The organism is Phyllobacterium trifolii, from assembly GCF_014192095.1.
In the GTDB taxonomy this organism is placed as follows: domain Bacteria; phylum Pseudomonadota; class Alphaproteobacteria; order Rhizobiales; family Rhizobiaceae; genus Phyllobacterium; species Phyllobacterium trifolii.
On record NZ_JACHXN010000006.1, the window covers coordinates 215,046 to 236,626 of the forward strand.

The following is a 21,581-nucleotide window of genomic DNA, read 5'->3' on the forward strand; positions in this document are numbered from 1 at the left end:
CATACCAGATTGCAACCAGTCAAAAACTGGTATTAGCGGCTTAGCTCCGTAACGAAATCGTAGAGATCGCCTCGATACCTTGTTTCGGTAAATTCCACGGGCTGGTCGTCGGCAAGGAAACAACGCCGTTCAATGATGAGCAGCGGTGCGCCAACCGCACATTTCAAGAGCTCGCTGTCACGCACCGAAGCAGGCCTCGAACGCAGCCGTTGTATGGCCCGCTGGGGCAGCGCATTGCGCTTTGCCAGTGCCTCGTATAGGGAGTCGCCAACGAGTTCGGGTGATGGCAGAAACTTTGCCGGAACGACTGCAGTCTCGTAGGCGGCGGGCTCTCCGTCAGCAGTGCGTATCCGTTTCAAGCGAATGATATCGGCATTTGGCGGCAAGGCGAGCGCCATCGCTTCGGCCGGGGATGGTCGGCTTATTTCCTTGGAAATCCAGATACATCCGGGTTCAAGCCCCCGTGCAACCATATCCTCGGAAAAGCTGGCAAGGGTCGAAAGCGATTTCTCGACGGGAACGCTCACTTCAGTCTTCGCCCCATGCCTCCGCCGCAAATGGCCATCCTGGATAAGGAGTTCCAGGGCCTTCCTGACCGTCACACGCGAAAGCGAAAGAGCCTCCGCCACGGCCCGCTCGCCTGGAAGAGTAGACCCCCGTTTTATGCGATTGCTGATGATGAGATCCTGCAGCGCCATCTTCAATTTCTTGTGCAGGGGAATTCCCGTTTCGAACGCATCGATCCGTGACCGGATCTCTGCTAACAGCTGCTGGCGTTCCATGATTTCTCCTTGCCAGCGGTCTTCCCAAGGGCTGGATTTTCACCCTCGCATTATTTTTTTGGAAATCCAACTGGTATTATTGCATCGGCGATTCCGGAGATGAAGAGGGCGGAGCAATTGATTTTGCGTAGCAGTTTCTCATTTCTGCGGAGCTCTTATATGAAATAGGGTCATTTTCGCACGGGAACATCCGATTCTTGCACAAGAATCCTTGAATCCGGAACGGTTTTCGCTACGCAGGATTGAAATTTACGTGTGACCAGTTGTAACTGCGGGGGTTCAAACATAATCGAACGATCTATTGCAATTTCCTGCGGATCGACCTTTTGTGAAATCCTGCTTCGAGAGCCTGCAAAATTCATGGAAAGAGAGACGTGCATCAAGAGGTCTCACTCTTAGCGACGGTTGCTATCGGCTTCGTGTTTGCCGCGGTCTTCGGCTATCTGGCCGATCGTCTGCGCTTGCCACCGCTCGTCGGCTATCTCGTCGCCGGCATCATGATGGGGCCGTACACACCGGGCATCGTCGCCGATAGCGGGCTTGCCTCGCAGCTCGCGGAAATGGGCGTTATTCTTTTGATGTTCGGTGTGGGCCTGCATTTTTCCGCCTCCGATCTGTTGGCGGTTCGAGGTGTTGCTGTCCCCGGAGCGCTGGGGCGTATCCTGCTTGCTACCCTGCTCGGCATCGGCCTTTGTTCGTTGTGGGGCTGGGGTCTTGGTGCGGGTATCGTCTTTGGTCTTAGTCTTTCCGTCGCCAGCACCGTGGTCCTGCTCAAGGCGCTTGAAGAGCACAATCAGGTCGACTCCGTAAATGGCCGCGTGACCGTCGGCTGGCTCATCGTCGAAGATCTGGCGATGGTTCTTGCCTTGGTGCTGTTGCCAGCATTTTCGGGGGTTTTGGGCGGTAATGCGGACGTAGCAGCTGGAGAGGCTGGTGGCCTTGCCATCACATTGACCATCGGCATAACCCTGCTCAAGGTCGGCGCTTTTACGGTGATGGCGATATATTTCGGGCCCAAGGTCGTTCCGTGGATTCTCACATTGGTTGCCCGCACCGGCTCACCGGAACTGTTCACGCTTTCCGTTCTCGCCGTTGCCCTCGGCATCGCCTTTGGCTCGGCGGAGATTTTCGGCGTATCCTTTGCGCTCGGGGCGTTTGTCGCAGGCGTCGTCATGAGCGAGTCGCATCTCAGCCATCGTGCCGCGGCCGACTCCCTGCCTCTGCAAAATGCGTTCGCCGTACTGTTTTTCGTTTCGGTCGGGATGCTTTTCGACCCCTATGTCATCATCCGCGACCCACTTGCGGTTGCTGCCGTGCTGGCGCTGATCATCTTTGGTAAATCGTTGATTGGGTTCCTGATCGTCGTTCTCTTACGCTTTCCGATCGCGATGGGCCTGTCAGTCGCTGCCGGTCTGGCGCAGATCGGTGAGTTTTCTTTCATTTTGGCTAGTCTCGGTGTTTCGCTTGGCCTTTTGCCGCGTGAGGGACAGGATCTGATACTCGCCGGCGCCATCCTGTCGATCATCGTCAATCCACTCGTTCTGCTCGGTGGCGACTGGCTGCAAAAGGCCGTTCATCGAAAGTGGCCATCCCTGTTTGAACAGTACGGAAAGAGCAAGCATGACGCACTTTCCCGCGAGCTAGACCGTATCCGGAAGATCAGCGAAGATAGAAACAGGCAGCACCAACTGGAAATGCAGCAGCTGATCGGAACTTTCCCGATGTTTGCCCAGGTTGACGAAAATTCTCAGGAAGAGCTTCTCCTGTTGTTTCGGCCAAAGGTGGCATCGCCGGGCGAACGCGTCATCCGCATCGGCGATCGCGGCGACGGCATGTATTTCATTTCATCGGGAGCGGTAGAGGTTCAACTGGAGGACGACCCGGTTCGTCTCCAGGCCGGTTCCTTCTTTGGCGAAATGGCACTTTTGAGCGGTGGGCGCAGGACCGCGGATGTCATCGCTGTCGATTTTTGTCAGTTCCTGGTTCTCGAACGTCGGGATTTCAATGTTTTCATGTCGAAGCATCCCGCACTTCGAGCCGCAGTCAGCGATATGGCCAAAGAGAGAAAAGCGATGAACGTTTCACGCAGGAAGCGCAAGAAGTCTCTCGATGCGACGTAATTGCTAATCCGACATCAGCGACAGCGTGGAAAATCCCCGCATCGCATCGGCCATGAGGCACTTGTCCGTCAAGGTCATTCGATTTCCCGTCATGATATCCTGAAATTCCTTGCCACTGATTTCCGCTGGAATATGCACAGCGGTGTCGCCCCAGGCGGGTATCGGCATGAAGGGTTCGTGAAACCGTTTCACCGCTTCGAAGGGTTGGCGGGGCACGGCGACCAGACAATAGTCGGATTCGTGCCTGCGCAGAAAAGCGATAACGTTTTTTCGCTTCTTGCCGGTGACCTTCAGAGGAATGTATTGGCCGCCGATGAACAGTTCAGGCTTGCGCTTTCGCGCCCGAAGATGGGCGGCGACAAGCCGCTGTTTGACGGCACCCGTATGCCAATCCTCCAGGAGAATGTTCAAGGGGCACTGATCTGCATAGGAAAGCCGGGCAGTAAGCGCATCGAAATCTATGTCATTCGATGCCGGAATGTTCGACACGGCGAAATCCCAGGATTCCGCTCCATTGTAGATGACAGGAACGCCGGGAGCAGTTGCCTTGAGGACGGTTTGCGAAAAACTATTGAGCGCCCCGGCTATCCAGAACGGCCGCATCGTCTTCGCGAAGTCCAGAAGGAAAGAACGGTCGGCGAAAAGCTGATCGATATAGTCCATCACGGCCAACTCATAGGGCTTGTTTATTTCCGTCCAGAAGGAATCTCTTTGAATTTCGCTGATCGCTTTCTGGATGAATGCGCAAAGATCGTTACGGACGGCCTGCAGGCTGTTTTCATCGTCGATCTGCAGCGTCAAAGGCCAGATCGCAGCAAGGGTTTGATAGATCAGCCATTCAGTCTGGGGATCCGGCGCCAGCGTTTCCTCGATCGTCGCCACATTGCCCGCATGGAGCTTGCGCCAGCGTGCCACCGCCTCGCACCAGATTTCCGGCGCTTCGGACAGAGCGAGTAGCCGCATTCTCGCATCCTCGCCGAATTTGGTGGTGTAGGAAAACGTTGTCGCCAGCATGCCTTTAGGCGCGACCGTGGCTTTGCGCAGCATCTTTTCGTGGAAAAGCTGTACCGAATCCCCGGCATCACTCGAGCGCAATATCACTTCGTCAAGCGCGATTGGCCCACGGCCATATTGGTACGATTGTTCTATTGCCTGTGCCATGACAGCGGCAGTCAATTGCTGGAATCGCACAATGAATTGGCCGATTTTTCCGTCAGGATCATTCGCCGCTTCCAATATGCGCTGTACGAATTTCAGCGGAGCGGGATCGGCAGCGTCGGGACGTGCCAAAATATCGGAAATGGTGGACTGGAGAATGGATCGATAGGATCCAAGGATTCCCGCCTCATTCGAATAGGTCCGGAAAACGGGGAGTTCGATTACGAGATCGCTTACCGCGCGCCTCAGCTCAAGCTCGTCGGCTGCATTTGGTTCTATCACGATGAGCAGGTCGACCAGAGCCTGTAGTTCCGCAGCGAATCTGCTGTGCAGTACAGCTGACTTTGCAATCCGATAGTGAAGCGTACTTTGCGCACCAATATTGCTGCTGTAGAGTTGTTCGAGCGCAGCCAGCTTTGCATGATCCACCATAAGGTTCGCGGTCACTGAAATGAACTCGTAGCCTGCGGTTCCATCGACATGCCAAGAAGCGGGATAAGGTTCGCCGTCCAGGAGAATCTTGTCGGCGACCAGATAGGCTTTTTCACCGGCGTGCCGGCGCAATTCCTGCGAATATGTTTCAGGATCGGCGAGACCGTCGATCTGGTTCACACGAAAACCGATGACTTGGCTGATCTCGAGCAGATCGAGTGGAACCTCGTGAAAGTCCTTGAATGGTTGTGTCTTTTCGACTTGGACACCGACAGAGTGCATGGATTCGAACGAGTGGCGGTAGTTCATCCGGCGGCGAGCCTTCTGACGTGTCACCAGACGCCACTTTTGCGCCGAAAGCACGTCTTCGAGCATCGAGATGTCCTGAGAGATATCTTTCAGTCGCGACGCAAGCACGAGACGATGAGCGAGTTCGCTGGTGTCGTAGAGTTCCCGCAACTGGACATGAAATTCGTCCGATCGTTGCGGGTCGGCCTCGCTTACTGCATCCAGAAAGTTATTCGAGAGAGGGTTGTCGACCCCGCGAAGGATAGTTTCATAGGATTTTGGATACAGCGGATAAAACACCTCGCCGTAAGAGATGCCGAGCGCAAATTTATTCGCATCGAATTTGAGCTGCAGCGTCTCGGCCTGGACTTCTTCGATCAACGGGCGCTGCAGAACAGGCAGCGCGAGACGTTTCTTCCAGTCCACGTCGAAATGATCGGCGTAGCGGCTCTTTGATCCCCATTCGAGAACATCAAACCACCAGGGATTGTGGTGCGTAGCCGGCAGCTGATTTGGATTGATATCGACGATGAGGCCCATACCGAACTTGCGAAGTGCAGAATCAAGGGCGACGAAGCCGTCTTCACCTCCGGCGTCCCTGTCCAGCTTCGTCGGGTTATAGGATTTCTTGCCTCGGCCGACATCGATCGAGCTGAAAATTGGAGAAATGGTAAGCGTGTCGATGCCGAGATTATTCAGGTACGGCACGATCGCAGCGGTGTCATTGAAGGACAATCCGTCCCTCAATTGAATGCGATAGGCGGAATTTGGTAAGGCCATAGTCTTCACGCAACCCGTTCATTGGCAGAGTGCTGATCGCCATGTTGCAGCGCATGGAGATATTCCCGCTGCCACCATTGCGCATCGTGATCGATGACGCGTTTCAGAAGCTTGCGATGGCGCAGTTGCCGCTCTTCCAGCGGCATTGTGACAGCCGTCTTCAAAGCGTGCGCAACCTCACTGATATCGTAAGGATTGACAATGAGCGCCTCGCTCAGTTCCTCGGCTGCACCGGCGAACTTGGAGAGGATGAGGATGCCTGGATCCTTGTTGTCCTGAGCAGCGATGTATTCTTTGGCCACAAGGTTCATTCCGTCACGCAACGGCGTTACCAGCCCGACCAGACTTGCCCGAAACAGAGGGGCCAGCTTTTCCCTTGGAATGTTCCTATTGATGTATTGGACAGGCGCCCAGTTAAAATCCGCGAATCTGCCATTGACCGCGCCGGCAAGCTGCTCGAGTTCGGCCTTGATATCGGAATAGGCGGTGACATCTTCCCTGGATGGCGAGGCAATCTGCAGGTAGTCCGCATGCCCCTGATATTCCGGACAAATCTCCAGAAATTTTCTAAAGGCTTTCATGCGGTGCGGCAGGCCTTTCGAATAGTCGAGGCGATCCGCAGAAATGACCTGGAAGCGCTTCAGAACGGTACGGCGCATGCGTTCGAGTTCGATCGTATCGTCGGTTCTAGCCGACACTTTCGCAAACTGCTTAACATCGATGCCGATGGGGAAATGCCCGATATGGATTGTGCGATCGTTGACGCGGACAAGTTCCGGCGAAATGATTGCCGCATCGGAATGTTCTTTCAGATAGCGATGAAAATTATGGACGTCATTGATCGTCTGGAAGCCGATGAGATCAAACTGCAGCAGGCAATATCGCAGCCATTCGTGGCGAGGGACGGCGGAGAAGATGTCGGCAGAGGGGAACGGGATGTGCAGGAAAAATCCGATCCTGTTCTTGTGTCCCCGTTTGCGGAGCTCAGCAGCCATGGGTATCAGATGGTAGTCGTGCACCCAGATAACGTCGTCATCCCGCAGATGCGGACTGATCATCTCCGCGAACTTCGCATTGGTCGCAGAATAGCAATCCACAAACTCCATGCGATAATCCATCAGGTCAAGGCGATAATGAAAGGCGGGCCAAAGCACTTTGTTGGCGAAGCCGAGGTAGTATTTTTCGTGTTCCTCGCTCGTCAGTGGGGTGGTCAGGCTCGTGACATTGCCATGCGTCTGGATCTTGGTTTTTGCGGCTTCTTCGGCGTCGACGACACTCCCGTCCCAGCCGGCCCAAAGGCCGCCCTGAGCTTTGAGCGCGTCCACGATACCGACAGCGAGTCCGCCAATTTGAGTGTTCTTTCCCAAATTCGCCGTGCGATTTGAGATTACGACTAGCCGTCCCATAAAATGTCCCTTGCATGCAGTCAGGACTCTAACCAACTCTTCAAAGACATGATGGTTCCGGAAAAAAAGCTGCAGCAAGTCAACTTTCATTGAACGATTTCGGGCCGGTTGAGTTCTTCAATCATGAGAGTTCGAGCAAAAGGAAAGAGATATGCAGCCCAGTACGGCGGTTGATTATGCAAACCACCCACTGCCAGACGATCTGGTGGGTTGGGCGCTTTTCATAGACATTGACGGCACGCTGATTGATCTTGCGGCAACGCCTGAAAGCATCGTCATTCCCCCAGAGTTACCGCTTCAACTCATGAAGCTGTCGCAAAAGGTAGATGGTGCCATGGCGCTTGTGACCGGCCGTTCCATTGCTGCAGTCGATGCGATGTTTGCACCCTATCTCTTCACGGTCGCCGGGCTTCATGGCGCGGAAATCCGCAGGGAAAATGCAAAAATTCTCAGGAAGGGGATGGAGGCAGCAGCGCTCGACCGCCCGCGCATGGTGTTGCAGAAATTTGCGAGCCGATGGCCGGGTATGGTGATCGAAGACAAGGGCTTGGGGCTCGCCGTGCACTACCGGCAGGTGCCGGAAGCAGCCATTGCGGCCACGCATGCAGTCGACGGCCTGGTCAAGGATCTCGGCTATGGGTGGAAGCGCCAGGACGGCAAGATGGTCATCGAAATTGGACCTGCCGGAACCAACAAAGGCATGGCGGTCGCGCATTTCATGGAGACCGCACCCTATGCGGGGCGGAAGCTCCTCGTGATGGGCGATGACCTGACCGACGAGACCATGTTCCGCTTTGCCAACGAAACAGGGGGACGCTCGGTGAGGGTGGGCGATCCGCCTTTCGAGAGCGTTGCCGAATTCAAGCTGGACTCTGCAGATACTGTTAGATCATGGATCGCAACGATGGTGGCTCAACAATGATTCTGCCCGGCTGAGCCGCCAACCAGCGGGCTATTGTCTCTGGCTTAATTTTTCCGATTCGCGTATGTTTTGTCTTGTGCAGGTTTAGGTCCATTGGTACCGCCTTTAGCATGGTACCAATGGTGCCTTTCCCGCTCGAAACGAGATTGGGAGAATTGCTCATGGCACAATTTCATGTGATAGCTGGCGCAAATGATACCAGCGCCTATCCTGAGGTGCGTAAAATCAGTGTGGCAGATGTTTTTGCTGCGCTTCGTCAAGGGCTCGACGATTTTTGGGAAAAGCCCTCACACTATGTTTTCCTATGCCTGATCTATCCTGTCGCCGGTCTGGTATTGGCGCGCTGGTCGTCGGGAGCCAACGCGCTGCCGATACTGTTTCCGCTGATGTCGGGTTTCGCGTTGATCGGTCCGTTTGCAGCGCTCGGTCTTTATGAGATCAGCCGCAGGCGCGAACTCGGTCTGGATACATCATGGCAGCACGCACTTGAGGTCAGGCGGTCGCCTGCCATGCCATCGATCTTTGCCGTCGGTATATTGCTCTTTGCGATCTTCATCGTATGGCTGCTCACCGCCCAGGCGCTTTACGTGAGCCTTTTCGGTCCCGCAGCGCCGGAGTCTATCAGTGCCTTCCTGAACCAGGTGTTCAACACATCCGAGGGCTGGCGGATGATCATCCTCGGCAACGCGATTGGATTTGTCTTTTCCGTTGTTGTTCTATGCACCAGCGTCATCACCTTTCCGCTTCTTCTCGATAGGGACGTGGGCGCGTTGGCGGCAGTCGTAACATCAATCAAGGCCGTGCTTGCCAATCCGATACCGATGCTATTATGGGGCTTGATTGTGGCCGCGTTGCTCTTCGTCGGCTTCTTGACGCTCTTCGTCGGCCTGGCGATCTTCATCCCGGTACTCGGTCATGCGACATGGCATCTTTACCGCAAGGTCGTCGCACCGCTCCCGAGCGTGGAAGTCCAGAAGGCAGCGAAACCACGCGCCCGGCGATAAGTTAAGCGAGTGTGCTAAAGGGCGGTGCCGAAGGGTGCCGCCTTTTTTGTTTTTACGGTCCGGTGCCGAAGAAGGTCATCCGGCTCAACAGGACGTAGTGGGATTCCGAAACCATCATTGCCACGAACACCAGCACGAGGAGCGGTGGCAGTATGATGGCATAGATGAGGGCCAGCCTTTCCCATGCCATATGCATGAAAATCGCGACGATCAACCCGGCCTTGAGGATCATGAACAGCAGGATAAGCGACCATCGTAGATAACCATGAAGTCCGACGTAGTCCACCATGTAAGAGAATAGACTCAGGACGAAGAGCATACCCCAGACGACGAGATAGAGCTTGATCGGGTGCTCTTGATGGTCCGTCTGAGCTGCCGGTTGCGTTGCCTGTTGTGTCATGATTGGCTCCCTCACCACAAATAGAAGAAAGCGAAGATAAAAACCCAGACCAGATCGACGAAGTGCCAATAGAGGCCAGTGATTTCGACGATTTCATAATGGCCCTTCCGACTGGTGAAGAAGCCGCGTTTCTCCGTGTCGAAATCGCCGCGCCAGACCTTCCGGGCTATGATGAGCAGGAAGATGACACCGATTGTAACGTGTGTGCCGTGAAAGCCGGTGATCATGAAAAAAGTTGAACCAAACTGTGGAGCGCCCCACGGATTTCCCCACGGACGAACGCCTTCGGAGATCAACTTGGTCCATTCGAAAGCCTGCATTCCTACAAATGTTGCGCCGAAAAATGCGGTCAGCAGCATCAATAGCGCCGTCTTGCGGCGGTCGCGCCGGTAACCGAAATTGACCGCCATAGCCATCGTACCGCTGCTGCTGATGAGAACGAACGTCATGATGGCGATCAGAATCAGGGGAACTTCCGTTCCGCCGATATTCAGCGCAAAAACCTCGCTAGGATTGGGCCAGGGAACAGTCGTCGACATGCGGGCGCTCATATAGGCCAGCAGGAAACAACCGAAGACGAACGTATCGCTGAGAAGGAAGATCCACATCATGGCCTTCCCCCAGGAAACATTCTTGAATGTTCGCTGGTCGGAAGCCCAGTCGGAAGCGAAGCCGCGCAAGCCGTCAGGCCTCGGTTGGGATATTCTGGTTTCGGTTTCCACGACGTCGGTCATTGTCACATCCTCAGGTCAACAGTTGCCGGCAGATATCGACGAAATCATTGGCCCAGCCTGCGAACAGCGCAAAAATGACCAGCCAGACGATGAGCATGAAATGCCAGTACATGGCACACAGTTCGATGCTGAGCCGCGCCTCTTTCGGCGGTTCGCCCTGCCATACGTTGAACGTCGTCCGGCTGAGCACCAGGAGGCCACCGAGAATGTGCAATCCGTGCATTCCCGTAATCAGATAGAAAAAGCTGTTGGCGGGATTATCGGCGAGGACATAGCCCTCAGACACCAGCTCGCGCCAGGCGAACAACTGCCCGGCCAGGAAGCCGATGGCGGTTACGAAACTTGCCAGAAGCGCGATTTTCATGGCGTAGGCATCGTTTTGCTGTGCCGAGGATTTTGCCATCTCCAGAGCAACGCTGCTCACAACGAGCGCAGCCGTATTGACCCAGAGAACGCCGGGCAGGGGAATGGCCCACCAATCCTGCAGTCCCATGCGCATGAAGTAGGCGCTGATGAAAAGCGTGAACAACGCGCCGACCACGGCAAGAAATACACCGAGCCCGATTTTTACAGTCGGTATCGATGACCGCGTAATCGGAAAAATGTCACTGGCTCGTGCGGACTCGAGCCATGGTTTGGACGTCAGCCGCTGTTGCGCCATCCACCAGATGATGATCGATGCCAACCCCGCCAGAAAGATCAGGATTGCGCTCATGACGCGTGTTCTCGCGACCGGTTTTCAGGATCTGGCTCATTCTGTGGAATGAAATCCTCGGGAGCGCCGGGAACACTGTAATCATAGGCCCAGCGATAGACGACCGGCAGTTCCTTGCCGAAATTTCCATGCGGCGGCGGTGTCGTCGGCGTCTGCCATTCGAGCGTGGTTGCGCGCCAGGGATTTCCCCCGGCGTCCTTGCCCCTGCGAAGGCTCCAGGCAGCATTGAAAAGGAACAGGACTTGTGCGGCACCGACTGTCAGCGCCATCAGTGTGATGAAGATATTCAAATCATGCGCCGATGGCGGATTGACCACGGATTCGCCGAGTTCGTAGTAGCGACGCGGAGCCCCCAGCAAACCGAGATAATGCATCGGGAAGAAGATCAGATAGGCGCCGAGGAACGTCACCCAGAAGTGAATCCGCCCCATGGTTTCATCCAGCATTCGCCCGGTGATCTTCGGATACCAGTGGTAGATCGCCCCGAAGATCACCATGATTGGCGCCACGCCCATCACCATGTGAAAATGTGCAACGACGAACATCGTATCGGAAAGCGGAACGTCCACGACGACATTGCCGAGAAACAGGCCCGTCAACCCGCCATTGACGAATGTAACGATGAAGCCGAGCGCGAACAGCATTGGTATCGTCAGGTGGATATCGCCGCGCCATAGTGTGAGCACCCAGTTGTAGACCTTGATGGCGGTGGGAACCGCGATGATCAAGGTTGTCGTGGCAAAGAAGAACCCGAAGTTGGGATTCATGCCGCTGACATACATGTGGTGGGCCCAGACGACGAAGCTCAGCGCACCGATGATGACAATCGCCCAGACCATCATTCGGTACCCGAAGATATTCTTGCGGGCATGGACGCTGATGAGGTCCGATACGATACCAAAGGCGGGCAAGGCAACGATATAAACTTCCGGATGGCCAAAGAACCAGAACAGATGCTGGAAGAGGATTGGACTTCCGCCTCCATGTTGCAGCTGCGTGCCCATCTCGACGATTGCGGGCATGAAGAAGCTGGTGCCGAGGACGCGGTCGAACAGCATCATGACAGAGGCGACGAAGAGGGCAGGGAAGGCGAGCAGCGCCATGACCGTCGCAGTGAAAATGCCCCAGATCGTCAAGGGCATGCGCATCAATGTCATGCCGCGCGCGCGTCCTTGCAGGACTGTGACGACATAGTTCAATCCGCCCATGGTGAAGCCGATGATGAACAGGATCAGCGAACTCAGCATCAGGATGATGCCCCAATCCTGCCCGCCCGGCGTGCCGGAAAGCACCGCTTGCGGTGGATAAAGCGTCCAGCCCGCACCCGTTGGTCCGCCCGGTACGAAAAAGCCCGCGACAAGAACGAGCACGGCAAGAAGGTAAATCCAGTAGCTCAGCATATTTGCGTAGGGAAACACCATGTCCCGTGCTCCAAGCATCAGCGGGATCAGGTAATTGCCGAAACCACCCAGGAAGAGCGCAGTCAGGAGATAAATCACCATGATCATGCCATGCATGGTGATGAACTGGTAGTAGCGGTCGGCATCGATGAAGGTGAAAACGCCGGGGAAAGCAAGTTGCAGCCGCATCAGCCAGGAAAGGACAAGCGCAACGAGGCCAATCGAAATGGCTGTCAACGAATACTGGATGGCGATGACTTTGGCGTCTTGGCTGAAGACGTAGGTCGTCCACCAGCTATGCGGGTGATAAAGCTCCACATCTTCGACTTCCGCTGCCGGAATGGGATCGTTGATGCTGGATGGAATATTGACCATCTATTGCCCTCCCTGTGTTCGCTCTTTCTCCCGAAGAGCGGTGCCGTTTTCACTGTGCCGTCTGTGGTTCTCCGGATGCTGCCATCATCTGTGTGAATGTCTGCTGCTGCTGCAGCCAGGTTTGATAGTCGGCCTCGTTATCGACCACCACCGTTCCACGCATTTGCGGGTGCCCGACCCCACAAAGCTCGGCACAAAGGACTTCGAACGTGCCCGTTCTTGTCGGGGTAATCCAGAAATAGGTGACCATGCCGGGCACCATGTCCATTTTCGCCCGGAATTCCGGCACGTAGAAATCATGCAGGACATCGATCGAGCGCAGCACCATCTTCACAGGCTTTCCTATCGGAAGATGTAGCTCGCCGCCTTGAATGATGATGTCGTCGAGCCCTGCGCTGTCGTTCTTGTTCACGCCGAGCGGATTTTCCGCAGTGATGTCGCGTGTTTCCGACGTTCCGAGCTTGCCATTGGCTCCAGGCAACCGGAAGCTCCAGAGCCACTGTTGACCCACGACTTCGACTTCGGTCGCATCGCTGGGCACATTGACGAAACGGTCCCATACGAACAAACCGGGCGCAAGCATAGCGACAACGCCTATGGTGGTCACCGTGGCGAGCCAGAATTCAAGCTTCCTGTTTTCCGGCTCATAGTGCGCCCGGTTTCCTGGCTTGTGGCGGAAACGCAAGACGCAATAAGCGACGAACAATACCACCGCGACAAACACGAAACCGGTGATCCAGAAAGTAATGATGATTGTATTATCGATGTATTGCCAATTGGACGCGATCGGCGTCCACCACCAGGGACTCAAAAGATGAAACAAGACTGACGCAACTGCAACAAAAGCAAGAATTAAGACTACAGCCATTCTATTGTCCCCTCCCTGCCGGAATCGGCTGTGGACATGAACTCGCAATCCGTAGAACCTCACCCTAGCATTTCAGAAACGAGAAATACAGGTAGTCGTCTCATCGAAAGTATCGGTGCACAGAATATCGGAAAGTCGCTGGAAATTACTATCTTTTCGTCGCCGCGCCGTCATCGCCGGCGCGGCGCCCGAGTTGGGATATTGATCCAGTAAGCGTTACTTCTACAACTCCACGATAGGCGCAAATCCGCCGAAGATCATACGCTTGCCGTCGAAGGGCATGTTGGCCGCGTCGCCTTTCAGGCGAGGGTCCGCCATCACCTTGGCATTGATGGCATCACGCTTTTCGCGCGATTCATAAACGATCCAGGAAAAGACGACGGTCTCGTCGTCTTTTGCGTGCACCGCACGCGGGAAGGAAGTAAGTTCACCATAGGGTACATCATCGGCGACGCATTCGACAAAGGCCAGCGCGCCGTGGTCTTTCCAGACCTCTCCCGCCTTACTGGCGAGTTCCTTATAGGCTTCCAGCTTCGCTTTCGGAACGGCAAGTAAGAAACCATCGACATAGGACATAGAAAACCTCCACTTGATTAGCTCGTACGACCACAGGACGTCGGCGCAAGCGGAAATCCTACATCGTCTTTCAAATTTTGTCGTCGCTGCGCCACAGCCAAATCGTAACCGAGCCGGAGCGGCCGCGTATTTGCGTTTCGAGCGGCCCGCTCAGAACGCCAGTCTTGTACGGTTCGCTGTCCGGGCCCGCGATGTGCAGGATATCGGTCGTAAGCGCGAGTTCCGCGTGGTTTTTCTTGGCCACTTCCATGAGCCGGCTGGCGACGTTGACCGTATCCCCGGTCGCGGTGATCTGCTGGCGATCGCCGCCGCCGAGCCGCGAAGCAACCACTGTGCCGAAATGTGCACCGAGTTTGAACCCGATGCGCGAAGCGGTCGAAGCGGGAAGCGAGGCGAGCCACAGTTTCGTTCTGTTCGACAGCCGTACGCAGCAGAGTGTGGCATTGGCCGCGTCTTGCGGGGTCGGTTCCGGCAGGCCGAAAAGGATCATCGCGCCGTCACCCATGAAGCTCGTAATGGTTCCGTTACAGGCCGCGACTTCCTCATCGACGAGCTTGTAAAACCCGTTCAATAATTCGCGCGTGGCGTTAGGTCCAAGAACCTCGCTGAGGCCGGTAAATCCGGAAAGGTCGATGAAAACCACGGCGGCGTCCTGGCGAACGGGCTCGGCCAGAAAATCGGGGTTTCTTGCCAGCCATTTTCCAAGTCCCGGCGCCTGCACGCTTTGCAGCATCGCGCTTTGCCTCGCAAAATGCTGCGCGCGGCGGCGATCGAGCAAAAGCTGGCTTGCTCCGAATAGAAGGAGCGGGGGGACTGCGGCCGCAATAGGAATTGCGGCGCTGAGCCAGATGCCGTTTGCAAAAGCGACCATATTGATGACGAGCCATGCGCAGACCACCGCGACTATTGCGGCAAGGCCAATAATACTGCGCCGCCACGCTAGCAGTCCCACGAGAATGAGCGGCAGGCCGACAGCAAAGCCTGCATCGATAAGCCGGATATGACGATCGCGGACCGTGGCATCGCCCGCTACAAGTTGAGCTATCGCCGTTGAAATGACCTCCACGCCGGGAAGTACCTGATCGAATGGTGTCGGGAAAACGTCGCCGCCGCCGGTTACCGTCGTTCCCAGCACGACAATCTTGCCGGTAACGTCCTTGGCCTCAAGCTGACCATCGAGCACGGCAGCGGCGCTGATCGTTTTTATCGTACCCCTCGGCCCATAGAAGGTCAGAGGAAACGATTGGCCGATATCGGTGCGAATGTGGCGTTCACCCAGTGCGATGCCGCCGGGCTCGAATACAGGGTCGACTCCGGCGGCAAGCGCAACGGCACGCAGTGGAAAAGAAGGCTGGACCTCCTCTCCCTTCTTGAACAGCATCGGGATAAATCGCGGCGTTCCGGATTGATCGGTTGCGACGTTCACAATGCCCACCGGCGAGATATCGGCAAATTCCTGCTGCGGCAGCAACAAGCTGACAGCATCCGGAATGCGATCAAGTGCGTCGTCGTGCGCAGTCTCTGTCAATTGCTTGCCACTTGCGAAAACGGCCGCTCCCGCCAAAAGTGTCGTGGCTTTCCCGAGTGAAGCCGCGAGCTTCCGGTCGCCATCTTCCTGACCGCGATCCACCAGAAGCAAATCCAGCGCAATGACTTTTGGTTTGAGCTCGGCAATTGCGTCGATGAGAGCAGCGAGCGTCGAGCGGGGAACAGGATAACTCCCGACCAGCGTCACTGTCGGGTCGTCAATGGCTATAATTGTGACAGCATCCGGTGCCGGCTTTTTGCCACGGATATTGGTGCGCAGATCGGCGAAGGTTGCCTCGACGCGTTCCAGAAACCAGGTGTTTCCCCTGATGTGCATCAGGCCGAGCCCTGCGCCCCATATGCCCGCAAGGATCAGTGCGACCAGTATCTGCCGTGCACGACTGGACATGGGTGATTATTGACCGAGACGCGCCATCAATGCGTTGACGCGCGGTTGGGGCCACCGCTTCACAACAAGGGCGCTGCTGCTTCCGTCGACATCAACGCCTTCACCGGGTCCGAGCACTACAGCCGCGGGCGCGGCTTGCCGCCGGACGCTGACCGCGCCCCGGACAACGAAAACTGCCGTCTTGCCCGCGCTGACATCGACAGCCCATTTCGTGCCCCGAACTGCTGCGATGGCCTGCGGCGTGTCGACCACGAACCCGGATGGTGATTTCGGGGCATCGAGCAATATCGCCTTGCTACGGGCGCGAACCGCATCGACGATGCCGTCACGGCTGCGGTCCAACAACGTATACCGTGCGCCGCGCTCAGCGGTAATAGTGAGGCCGCCACGGCATTTCAATATCTGCCTTCCGGTCCCGCCGACCTGCGTCAGCGCGCATCCAGAATTGGTGGATTGTGCCGAGGCAATTTCTGTGCCGACCATAAAAACAAAGCCAATGGCCACCGCTGCGCGAAAAATTCCCGCCATTGAGTCCATGGAGATTGCCCCTGTTCACCGGCACCAGAATAGGCGCGGTTTCACCTGCAATATAGAACCTCCGGAGGGCATTTCAAAGCGCTGATAAGGTTTTCTCTTCGGTATCGGCTTCACTAAATCGGGTTAATTCTCCGTTGCCGGGTATAGCCGGTCGATTGCCGGAAGGCATTGCGCGCCTTTACGGCTGAGGAAATCCTGGAATGCGCGCATGGCCGGTGACATGGTCCGGTCGGTGCGTACGACGGAAAACCACTGGCGGCGGATTGGCATGCCGATCACGTCGAGCATCACCAGCCTGCCCACATCGAGTTCCAGTGCGATCGTGTGTGCGGAAATAAAGGCGATGCCGAGCCCGGCCATCACCGCCTGCTTGATCGTCTCGTTTGACGACATTTCCGTGCCGAGATCATCAAGCCGGCCCGGCAGTTCGCTCAGGAAAATCTCCAGCGATATCCGCGTGCCCGAACCGGGCTCGCGGATAAGGAAATGCTCCTGTGCGATGCGTTCCTTGGTGATATCGCGGCATTTGGCGAGCGGATGGTCGGGAGCGGCGATCATCACCAACGGATGATCCCCGAAAACCGCCGAACGCAGGGGAACGTCCTTTGGCGGTCGGCCCATCAAGGCGAGATCGACCGCATGGCTTTTCAGCCCGGCAATCGTCTCGGCGCGGTTGCCGATGGCGAGCTTTATGGCGATATCCGGGTGTTCCTTGCGAAAAATCGCCATCAGTTGCGGCGCGAAATACTTTGCCGTCGATACGACTCCCAGCGTCAGGCTGCCGATGCGCAATCCCTTTATCGCATCGATCTCGTCTTCGAGCAGGCGCAGCCGTTCATCGACCATTTGCGCAGCATCGAGAAAGGCCAGCCCGGCGGCGGTGGGCCGCAGGCCCTCATTTGTGCGATCGAAAAGGATGATGTTGGCGTCTTCTTCAAGAAGTTTGAGCTGGATCGTTACCGCCGGAGGCGTCAGGCCCAACGCATTGGCTGCGGCGGCGATCGTGCCGTGCTGCATAATCGCCTGAATCGCCCGCAGTTGTTTCAAATTCAAATTGCGCATCCTGCCAGTTAATAGAATTTATCGAATACGTAAATATAATAAATTTTACTAAGTGTGGTCTGCGTGGTTCCATGTCCAAAGTCCGATGCGGAGATAATCGGACAGGGAGGACTACCATGACCACGGCAACACTAGATGCCTTTCTTGGATCCTATGCGGAGAGCGGCGATACGCTGCGCGCTTCCGTCTCGCTGGTCGTGCGCCAGCTGTCCCTGACTGCGGTCAAGATCCGCAACACGATCAACCAGGGCGCTCTCGGCAAGGCCTTCGCCAGCAGCCAAGGCAGCAAGAATGCCGATGGCGATGCGCAGAAGGACCTCGATATCTTCGCCGACGACATGTTCCTCGAGGCCATGCGTCAAGCGCCTGTAGCACTTTATGGCTCCGAGGAACTCGCGCATCCAGCCTTGCTCGACACAAGCGCTCCATTGGCGCTGGCGATCGATCCGCTGGATGGCTCATCCAACATCGACACCAATGTCTCGATAGGGACCATCTTCTCCATCCTCCCGGTGGCAGGCCAGCCGGACAGCGAGCCTGGCGCGTCTTTTTTCCAGAAAGGCGATCGCCAGCTCGCTGCCGGTTTCTTCATTTATGGGCCGCAACTTGCCTTGGTACTCACGCTTGGCAGCGGCACGCATGTGTTCGTGTTTTCGGCGCGGCTCGGGACCTTTGTTCAGGCCTATGCCAGTATCGTTATTCCTGACCGCGCCTATGAATTCGCCATCAATGCCGCCAATTACCGGCATTGGGACGAGGCGGTGCAGCTCTATGTCGATGACTGTCTCAAGGGTAGCGAAGGACCGCGCGAGCGTGATTTCAACATGCGCTGGATCGCGTCCCTGGTCGCGGAAACCTACCGGATCCTCATGCGCAGCGGCGTGTTTCTTTATCCGGGGGACAGGCGCAAGGGCTATGGCGACGGCCGCATACGTCTCGTTTACGAGGCCAATCCCATTGCCTTTCTCATCGAGCAGGCGGGCGGCGCTGCGACCAACACGGCAAGCCGCATACTCGATCTGACACCGAAGACCATGCATCAGCGTGTGCCGTTCATCTTCGGTTCGGCAAGGGAAGTAGCCCGTATCAGCCGGTATCACACCGAGCCCAGCAACATCGGCGAACGCGCGCCGCTGTTCAGCAAGCGTGGCCTGTTCAGGGTTTGAGTGGAGGAAGAAATCATGTCGGCAAAGCACCCCATCATATCGATCACCGGCTCGTCAGGCGCGGGAACGACCTCCGTGAAGCGCATCTTCGAGCAGATTTTCCGCCGCGAACATATCGAGGCCGCTTTCATCGAGGGCGACGCATTCCACCGGTATGACCGCAATGCCATGAAGGCAAAGGTTGCGGAGGAAGAGGCCAAGGGTAACCCCAATTTCACGCATTTCCACGTCGATGCCAACGAGTTGAACAAGCTCGATGAGGTTTTCGAGGAATACGGCCGCCGGGGTACGGGCCAAACGCGTACCTATATCCATGACGAAGAGGAAGCCGCGCAATACGACGCACCTGCAGGCACATTCACCGAATGGCGCGATTTTCCGCCGAGCACCTTGCTCTTCTATGAGGGCTTGCATGGCTGCGCTGTAGCGGAGGGCGTCAACCTTGCCCGTCACGCGGATCTGAAAATCGGCGTCGTTCCGGTGATCAATCTCGAATGGATCCAGAAGATCCATCGTGATCGTTCGACCCGGGGCTATTCCACCGAAGCGGTCATGGATGTGATCCTGCGCCGCATGCCGGATTACGTGCGTTACATCACGCCGCAATTCACGCTGACCGACATCAATTTCCAGCGTGTACCGATTGTCGATACGTCGAACCCTTTCATTGCGCGGTGGATCCCGACACCGGACGAGTCGATGCTGGTGATCCGTTTTGCCCGGCCGCGAGGGATCGATTTCCCCTATCTGCTGTCGATGATCCACGATTCCTTCATGTCGCGGGCCAATTCGATCGTCGTCCCCGGCAACAAGCTGGATCTCGCCATGCAACTTATCCTGACGCCGCTGATCATGCAGTTGATCGAACGCAAAAACCGCGCCTCGTGAAGGAGATAGCGATGAATACGCAAGCTTTGCTTCAAGAAATGCCGGAAACCGAAACCGTCTCGGAACGCGATATGGCAAACGCAATTCGGGCGCTGGTTATGGACAGCGTCCAGAAGGCCAACTCCGGGCACCCCGGCATGCCGATGGGCATGGCCGACGTCGCAACGGTTCTCTTCAACCGCTTCATCAAGCTCGATCCATTGCATCCGCAGTGGCCGGACCGTGACAGGTTCGTTTTGTCGGCCGGGCACGGCTCGACGCTGCAATACGCGCTGCACTATCTAATCGGCTATCCCGACATGCCGATCGAGGAACTGCAGCGTTTCCGCCAGCTTGGCGCCAAGACGGCCGGTCACCCGGAATATGGTCATGCGCAGGGCATTGAGATGACGACGGGCCCGCTCGGACAAGGCATTGCGACCGCCGTCGGTATGGCGCTGGCCGAGCGTTTGCTTGTCCAGCGGTTCGGCGAGGATATCGTCGATCACCATACTTATGTGATCGCAGGAGATGGTTGCCTGCAGGAGGGCATAAGTCACGAAGCGATCGACCTTGCCGGTCATCTGAGACTGTCGAAGCTCATTGTCTTCTGGGACAACAACTCAATCTCGATCGACGGGCCTACGTCTCTCTCGACATCCATGGATCAGTTGATGCGGTTCGAGGCGGCAGGTTTCGATGTTCAGGAGATCGACGGCCACGACTACGAAGAAATCGCCGATGCCATTGCCCGCGCCAGGTCTTCTGACCGGCCGTCGCTGGTCTCGTGCCGCACCATCATCGGCAAGGGCGCGCCGAATTTGCAGGGAACCGAGAAGACCCACGGTGCTCCGCTCGGCGACAGCGAAATCGCGGCAGTGCGTCAGGCAATCGACTGGCCGCATCAGCCATTCGAGGTTCCCGAAGAAATCATCGAGACCTGGCGTGATGCGGCCCGTCGTGGAGCCGACGAGCGACGCGAATGGTGTGTACGAATGGCGGCATCACCGCATGGGGACGACCTCAGGCAAGCCGTTCTGAAGCAGTTGCCGGCGAGCCTGTTTGAAGAGCTTGGCGCATTCCGCCGCGAACATGTCGAAAAGGCAACCAAGGTCGCGACACGCAAGGCTTCGGAAATGGTGCTTGGCGTCATCAACAATGCAACCGATCTGACGATCGGCGGTTCGGCTGACCTGACCCACTCGAACCTGACCGTTACGCCGGGCATGCGCGACGTTACACCGCAAAGTTTCTCCGGCCGCTATATCCATTACGGCATCCGCGAACATGGCATGGCGGCGGCGATGAACGGCCTTGCCCTGCATGGCGGCTTCATTCCCTATGGCGGCACGTTCCTGGCCTTCGCCGATTATGCGCGTGGTGCGATGCGTCTCTCGGCGCTGATGGGCCAGCAGGTCATCTACGTCATGACCCATGACTCGATTGGTCTCGGCGAGGATGGTCCGACCCATCAGCCGATCGAACATCTGGCGATGCTGCGGGCAACACCCGGCATAAACGTGTTCCGTCCTGCTGACATCATCGAAACCGCCGAGTGCTGGGAGCTCGCACTGAAATATTCCGACCGGCCGAGCGTCATCGTCCTGTCACGCCAGAATCTCGCGATGCTGCGTCACGCTCATGCGGAAGAAAACCGGTCCAGCCGCGGCGCCTATGTCCTGCGCGAAACAGCGGAACCGCGCGCAATTACGCTGATGGCGACTGGTTCGGAAGTCGAGATCGCCTGTACTGCCGCCGATATGCTGCGCGGACAGTACAAGATCCCGGCCGCCGTTGTCTCGATGCCGTCCTGGGAGTTGTTCGAAGCGCAAACCCCGGCCTATCGCCGCTCGGTTCTGGCTGCGGCGCCCCGCATCGGAATCGAGGCTGCCGCGCGCCTCGGCTGGGATCGCTGGATCGGTGAGAAGGGTGCCTTCATCGGCATGCAGGGCTTTGGCGCCAGCGCCCCGGCGCCGGATCTCTACCGTCACTTCAATATCACGCCTGAAAACATTGTCGCCACGGCGCGCAAGCTCATCAACTGAACTGAAAG

The 21,581-nt window shown here is 56.6% G+C and carries 18 protein-coding genes; 6 read left to right on the forward strand and 12 right to left on the reverse strand.

What is annotated here, in order from left to right:
- Positions 1-32 precede the first annotated feature (32 nt).
- On the reverse strand, positions 33-782 hold the full coding sequence (locus FHS21_RS11580) for a GntR family transcriptional regulator (RefSeq protein WP_183661945.1): 750 nt from the start codon (positions 780-782) through the stop codon (positions 33-35).
- Between the two features lie 374 nt (positions 783-1,156).
- Here FHS21_RS11580 and FHS21_RS11585 point away from each other — a divergent pair, with 374 nt between their 5' ends.
- Entirely contained in the window at positions 1,157-2,902 is a 1,746-nt protein-coding gene (locus FHS21_RS11585) for a cation:proton antiporter domain-containing protein (protein ID WP_112529017.1), read from the forward strand.
- Positions 2,903-2,905: 3 nt separating this feature from the next.
- Here the strand turns inward: FHS21_RS11585 and treY are convergent, their stop codons facing one another.
- Both treY and FHS21_RS11595 read right to left on the reverse strand, forming a co-directional pair.
- Positions 2,906-5,560, reverse strand: coding sequence for a malto-oligosyltrehalose synthase (gene treY / locus FHS21_RS11590; RefSeq protein ID WP_210283491.1), 2,655 nt, complete (start codon positions 5,558-5,560; stop codon positions 2,906-2,908).
- Between the two features lie 5 nt (positions 5,561-5,565).
- Entirely contained in the window at positions 5,566-6,966 is a 1,401-nt protein-coding gene (locus FHS21_RS11595; RefSeq protein ID WP_112529157.1) for an alpha,alpha-trehalose-phosphate synthase (UDP-forming), read from the reverse strand.
- A 151-nt stretch (positions 6,967-7,117) separates the two neighbouring features.
- On the opposite strand from FHS21_RS11595, the gene otsB reads away from it, so the two are divergent.
- Positions 7,118-7,888, forward strand: a complete 771-nt coding sequence (gene otsB, locus FHS21_RS11600; protein ID WP_112529021.1) for a trehalose-phosphatase — start codon at positions 7,118-7,120, stop codon at positions 7,886-7,888.
- Positions 7,889-8,049: 161 nt separating this feature from the next.
- Positions 8,050-8,892 carry a DUF2189 domain-containing protein gene (locus FHS21_RS11605; protein ID WP_112529023.1) on the forward strand — a complete coding sequence of 281 codons (843 nt, stop codon included), beginning with the start codon at positions 8,050-8,052 and terminating at the stop codon, positions 8,890-8,892.
- 52 nt (positions 8,893-8,944) lie between these two features.
- Here the strand turns inward: FHS21_RS11605 and FHS21_RS11610 are convergent, their stop codons facing one another.
- The 9 genes from FHS21_RS11610 to FHS21_RS11650 all read right to left on the reverse strand — a co-directional run bounded on the left by FHS21_RS11610 (position 8,945) and on the right by FHS21_RS11650 (position 17,495).
- Positions 8,945-9,292, reverse strand: a complete 348-nt coding sequence (locus FHS21_RS11610; RefSeq protein WP_112529025.1) for a cytochrome C oxidase subunit IV family protein — start codon at positions 9,290-9,292, stop codon at positions 8,945-8,947.
- An 11-nt stretch (positions 9,293-9,303) separates the two neighbouring features.
- Positions 9,304-10,026 (reverse strand): heme-copper oxidase subunit III family protein, encoded by a 723-nt coding sequence (locus FHS21_RS11615; RefSeq protein WP_112529027.1) that lies wholly within the window; start codon positions 10,024-10,026, stop codon positions 9,304-9,306.
- Positions 10,027-10,036: 10 nt separating this feature from the next.
- Positions 10,037-10,741 carry a cytochrome c oxidase subunit 3 gene (locus FHS21_RS11620; RefSeq protein ID WP_112529029.1) on the reverse strand — a complete coding sequence of 235 codons (705 nt, stop codon included), beginning with the start codon at positions 10,739-10,741 and terminating at the stop codon, positions 10,037-10,039.
- Positions 10,738-12,516 carry a cytochrome c oxidase subunit I gene (gene ctaD / locus FHS21_RS11625; RefSeq protein WP_112529031.1) on the reverse strand — a complete coding sequence of 593 codons (1,779 nt, stop codon included), beginning with the start codon at positions 12,514-12,516 and terminating at the stop codon, positions 10,738-10,740. The genes FHS21_RS11620 and ctaD overlap by 4 nt, the downstream gene beginning before the upstream one ends.
- Before the next feature lie 49 nt (positions 12,517-12,565).
- Entirely contained in the window at positions 12,566-13,384 is an 819-nt protein-coding gene (locus FHS21_RS11630) for a cytochrome c oxidase subunit II (protein ID WP_112529033.1), read from the reverse strand.
- 222 nt (positions 13,385-13,606) lie between these two features.
- Positions 13,607-13,960, reverse strand: coding sequence for a DUF1428 domain-containing protein (locus tag FHS21_RS11635; protein ID WP_112529035.1), 354 nt, complete (start codon positions 13,958-13,960; stop codon positions 13,607-13,609).
- A 70-nt stretch (positions 13,961-14,030) separates the two neighbouring features.
- Positions 14,031-15,896: a CHASE2 domain-containing protein gene (locus tag FHS21_RS11640; protein ID WP_112529037.1), complete on the reverse strand. Its 1,866-nt coding sequence runs from the start codon at positions 15,894-15,896 to the stop codon at positions 14,031-14,033.
- Between the two features lie 6 nt (positions 15,897-15,902).
- Entirely contained in the window at positions 15,903-16,424 is a 522-nt protein-coding gene (locus FHS21_RS11645; protein WP_376772100.1) for a FecR domain-containing protein, read from the reverse strand.
- A 132-nt stretch (positions 16,425-16,556) separates the two neighbouring features.
- Complete coding sequence (locus tag FHS21_RS11650) at positions 16,557-17,495, reverse strand: LysR family transcriptional regulator (protein ID WP_112529041.1); 939 nt, start codon at positions 17,493-17,495, stop codon at positions 16,557-16,559.
- Positions 17,496-17,611: 116 nt separating this feature from the next.
- Between FHS21_RS11650 and FHS21_RS11655 the strand changes: the two genes are divergently transcribed.
- The 3 genes from FHS21_RS11655 to tkt are packed head-to-tail and all read left to right on the forward strand — an operon-like array spanning position 17,612 to position 21,573.
- Positions 17,612-18,661, forward strand: coding sequence for a class 1 fructose-bisphosphatase (locus FHS21_RS11655; RefSeq protein WP_112529043.1), 1,050 nt, complete (start codon positions 17,612-17,614; stop codon positions 18,659-18,661).
- A 15-nt stretch (positions 18,662-18,676) separates the two neighbouring features.
- The gene (locus FHS21_RS11660) at positions 18,677-19,549 is read left to right on the forward strand and encodes a phosphoribulokinase (protein ID WP_112529045.1); all 873 of its coding nucleotides are present in this window, start codon (positions 18,677-18,679) and stop codon (positions 19,547-19,549) included.
- An 11-nt stretch (positions 19,550-19,560) separates the two neighbouring features.
- Positions 19,561-21,573 carry a transketolase gene (gene tkt / locus FHS21_RS11665; RefSeq protein ID WP_112529047.1) on the forward strand — a complete coding sequence of 671 codons (2,013 nt, stop codon included), beginning with the start codon at positions 19,561-19,563 and terminating at the stop codon, positions 21,571-21,573.
- Positions 21,574-21,581: the final 8 nt, after the last annotated feature.

Bases quoted from the DNA above. Each gene is read 5' to 3' on its own strand.
- FHS21_RS11580 (WP_183661945.1), bottom strand. From the start codon at position 782: ATGGAACGCCAGCAGCTGTTAGCAGAGATCCGGTCACGGATCGATGCG.
- treY (WP_210283491.1), bottom strand. From the start codon at position 5,560: ATGGCCTTACCAAATTCCGCCTATCGCATTCAATTGAGGGACGGATTG.
- FHS21_RS11595 (WP_112529157.1), bottom strand. From the start codon at position 6,966: ATGGGACGGCTAGTCGTAATCTCAAATCGCACGGCGAATTTGGGAAAG.
- otsB (WP_112529021.1), top strand. From the start codon at position 7,118: ATGCAGCCCAGTACGGCGGTTGATTATGCAAACCACCCACTGCCAGAC.
- FHS21_RS11605 (WP_112529023.1), top strand. From the start codon at position 8,050: ATGGCACAATTTCATGTGATAGCTGGCGCAAATGATACCAGCGCCTAT.
- FHS21_RS11610 (WP_112529025.1), bottom strand. From the start codon at position 9,292: ATGACACAACAGGCAACGCAACCGGCAGCTCAGACGGACCATCAAGAG.
- FHS21_RS11615 (WP_112529027.1), bottom strand. From the start codon at position 10,026: ATGACCGACGTCGTGGAAACCGAAACCAGAATATCCCAACCGAGGCCT.
- FHS21_RS11620 (WP_112529029.1), bottom strand. From the start codon at position 10,741: ATGAGCGCAATCCTGATCTTTCTGGCGGGGTTGGCATCGATCATCATC.
- ctaD (WP_112529031.1), bottom strand. From the start codon at position 12,516: ATGGTCAATATTCCATCCAGCATCAACGATCCCATTCCGGCAGCGGAA.
- FHS21_RS11630 (WP_112529033.1), bottom strand. From the start codon at position 13,384: ATGGCTGTAGTCTTAATTCTTGCTTTTGTTGCAGTTGCGTCAGTCTTG.
- FHS21_RS11635 (WP_112529035.1), bottom strand. From the start codon at position 13,960: ATGTCCTATGTCGATGGTTTCTTACTTGCCGTTCCGAAAGCGAAGCTG.
- FHS21_RS11640 (WP_112529037.1), bottom strand. From the start codon at position 15,896: ATGTCCAGTCGTGCACGGCAGATACTGGTCGCACTGATCCTTGCGGGC.
- FHS21_RS11645 (WP_376772100.1), bottom strand. From the start codon at position 16,424: ATGGCGGGAATTTTTCGCGCAGCGGTGGCCATTGGCTTTGTTTTTATG.
- FHS21_RS11650 (WP_112529041.1), bottom strand. From the start codon at position 17,495: ATGCGCAATTTGAATTTGAAACAACTGCGGGCGATTCAGGCGATTATG.
- FHS21_RS11655 (WP_112529043.1), top strand. From the start codon at position 17,612: ATGACCACGGCAACACTAGATGCCTTTCTTGGATCCTATGCGGAGAGC.
- FHS21_RS11660 (WP_112529045.1), top strand. From the start codon at position 18,677: ATGTCGGCAAAGCACCCCATCATATCGATCACCGGCTCGTCAGGCGCG.
- tkt (WP_112529047.1), top strand. From the start codon at position 19,561: ATGAATACGCAAGCTTTGCTTCAAGAAATGCCGGAAACCGAAACCGTC.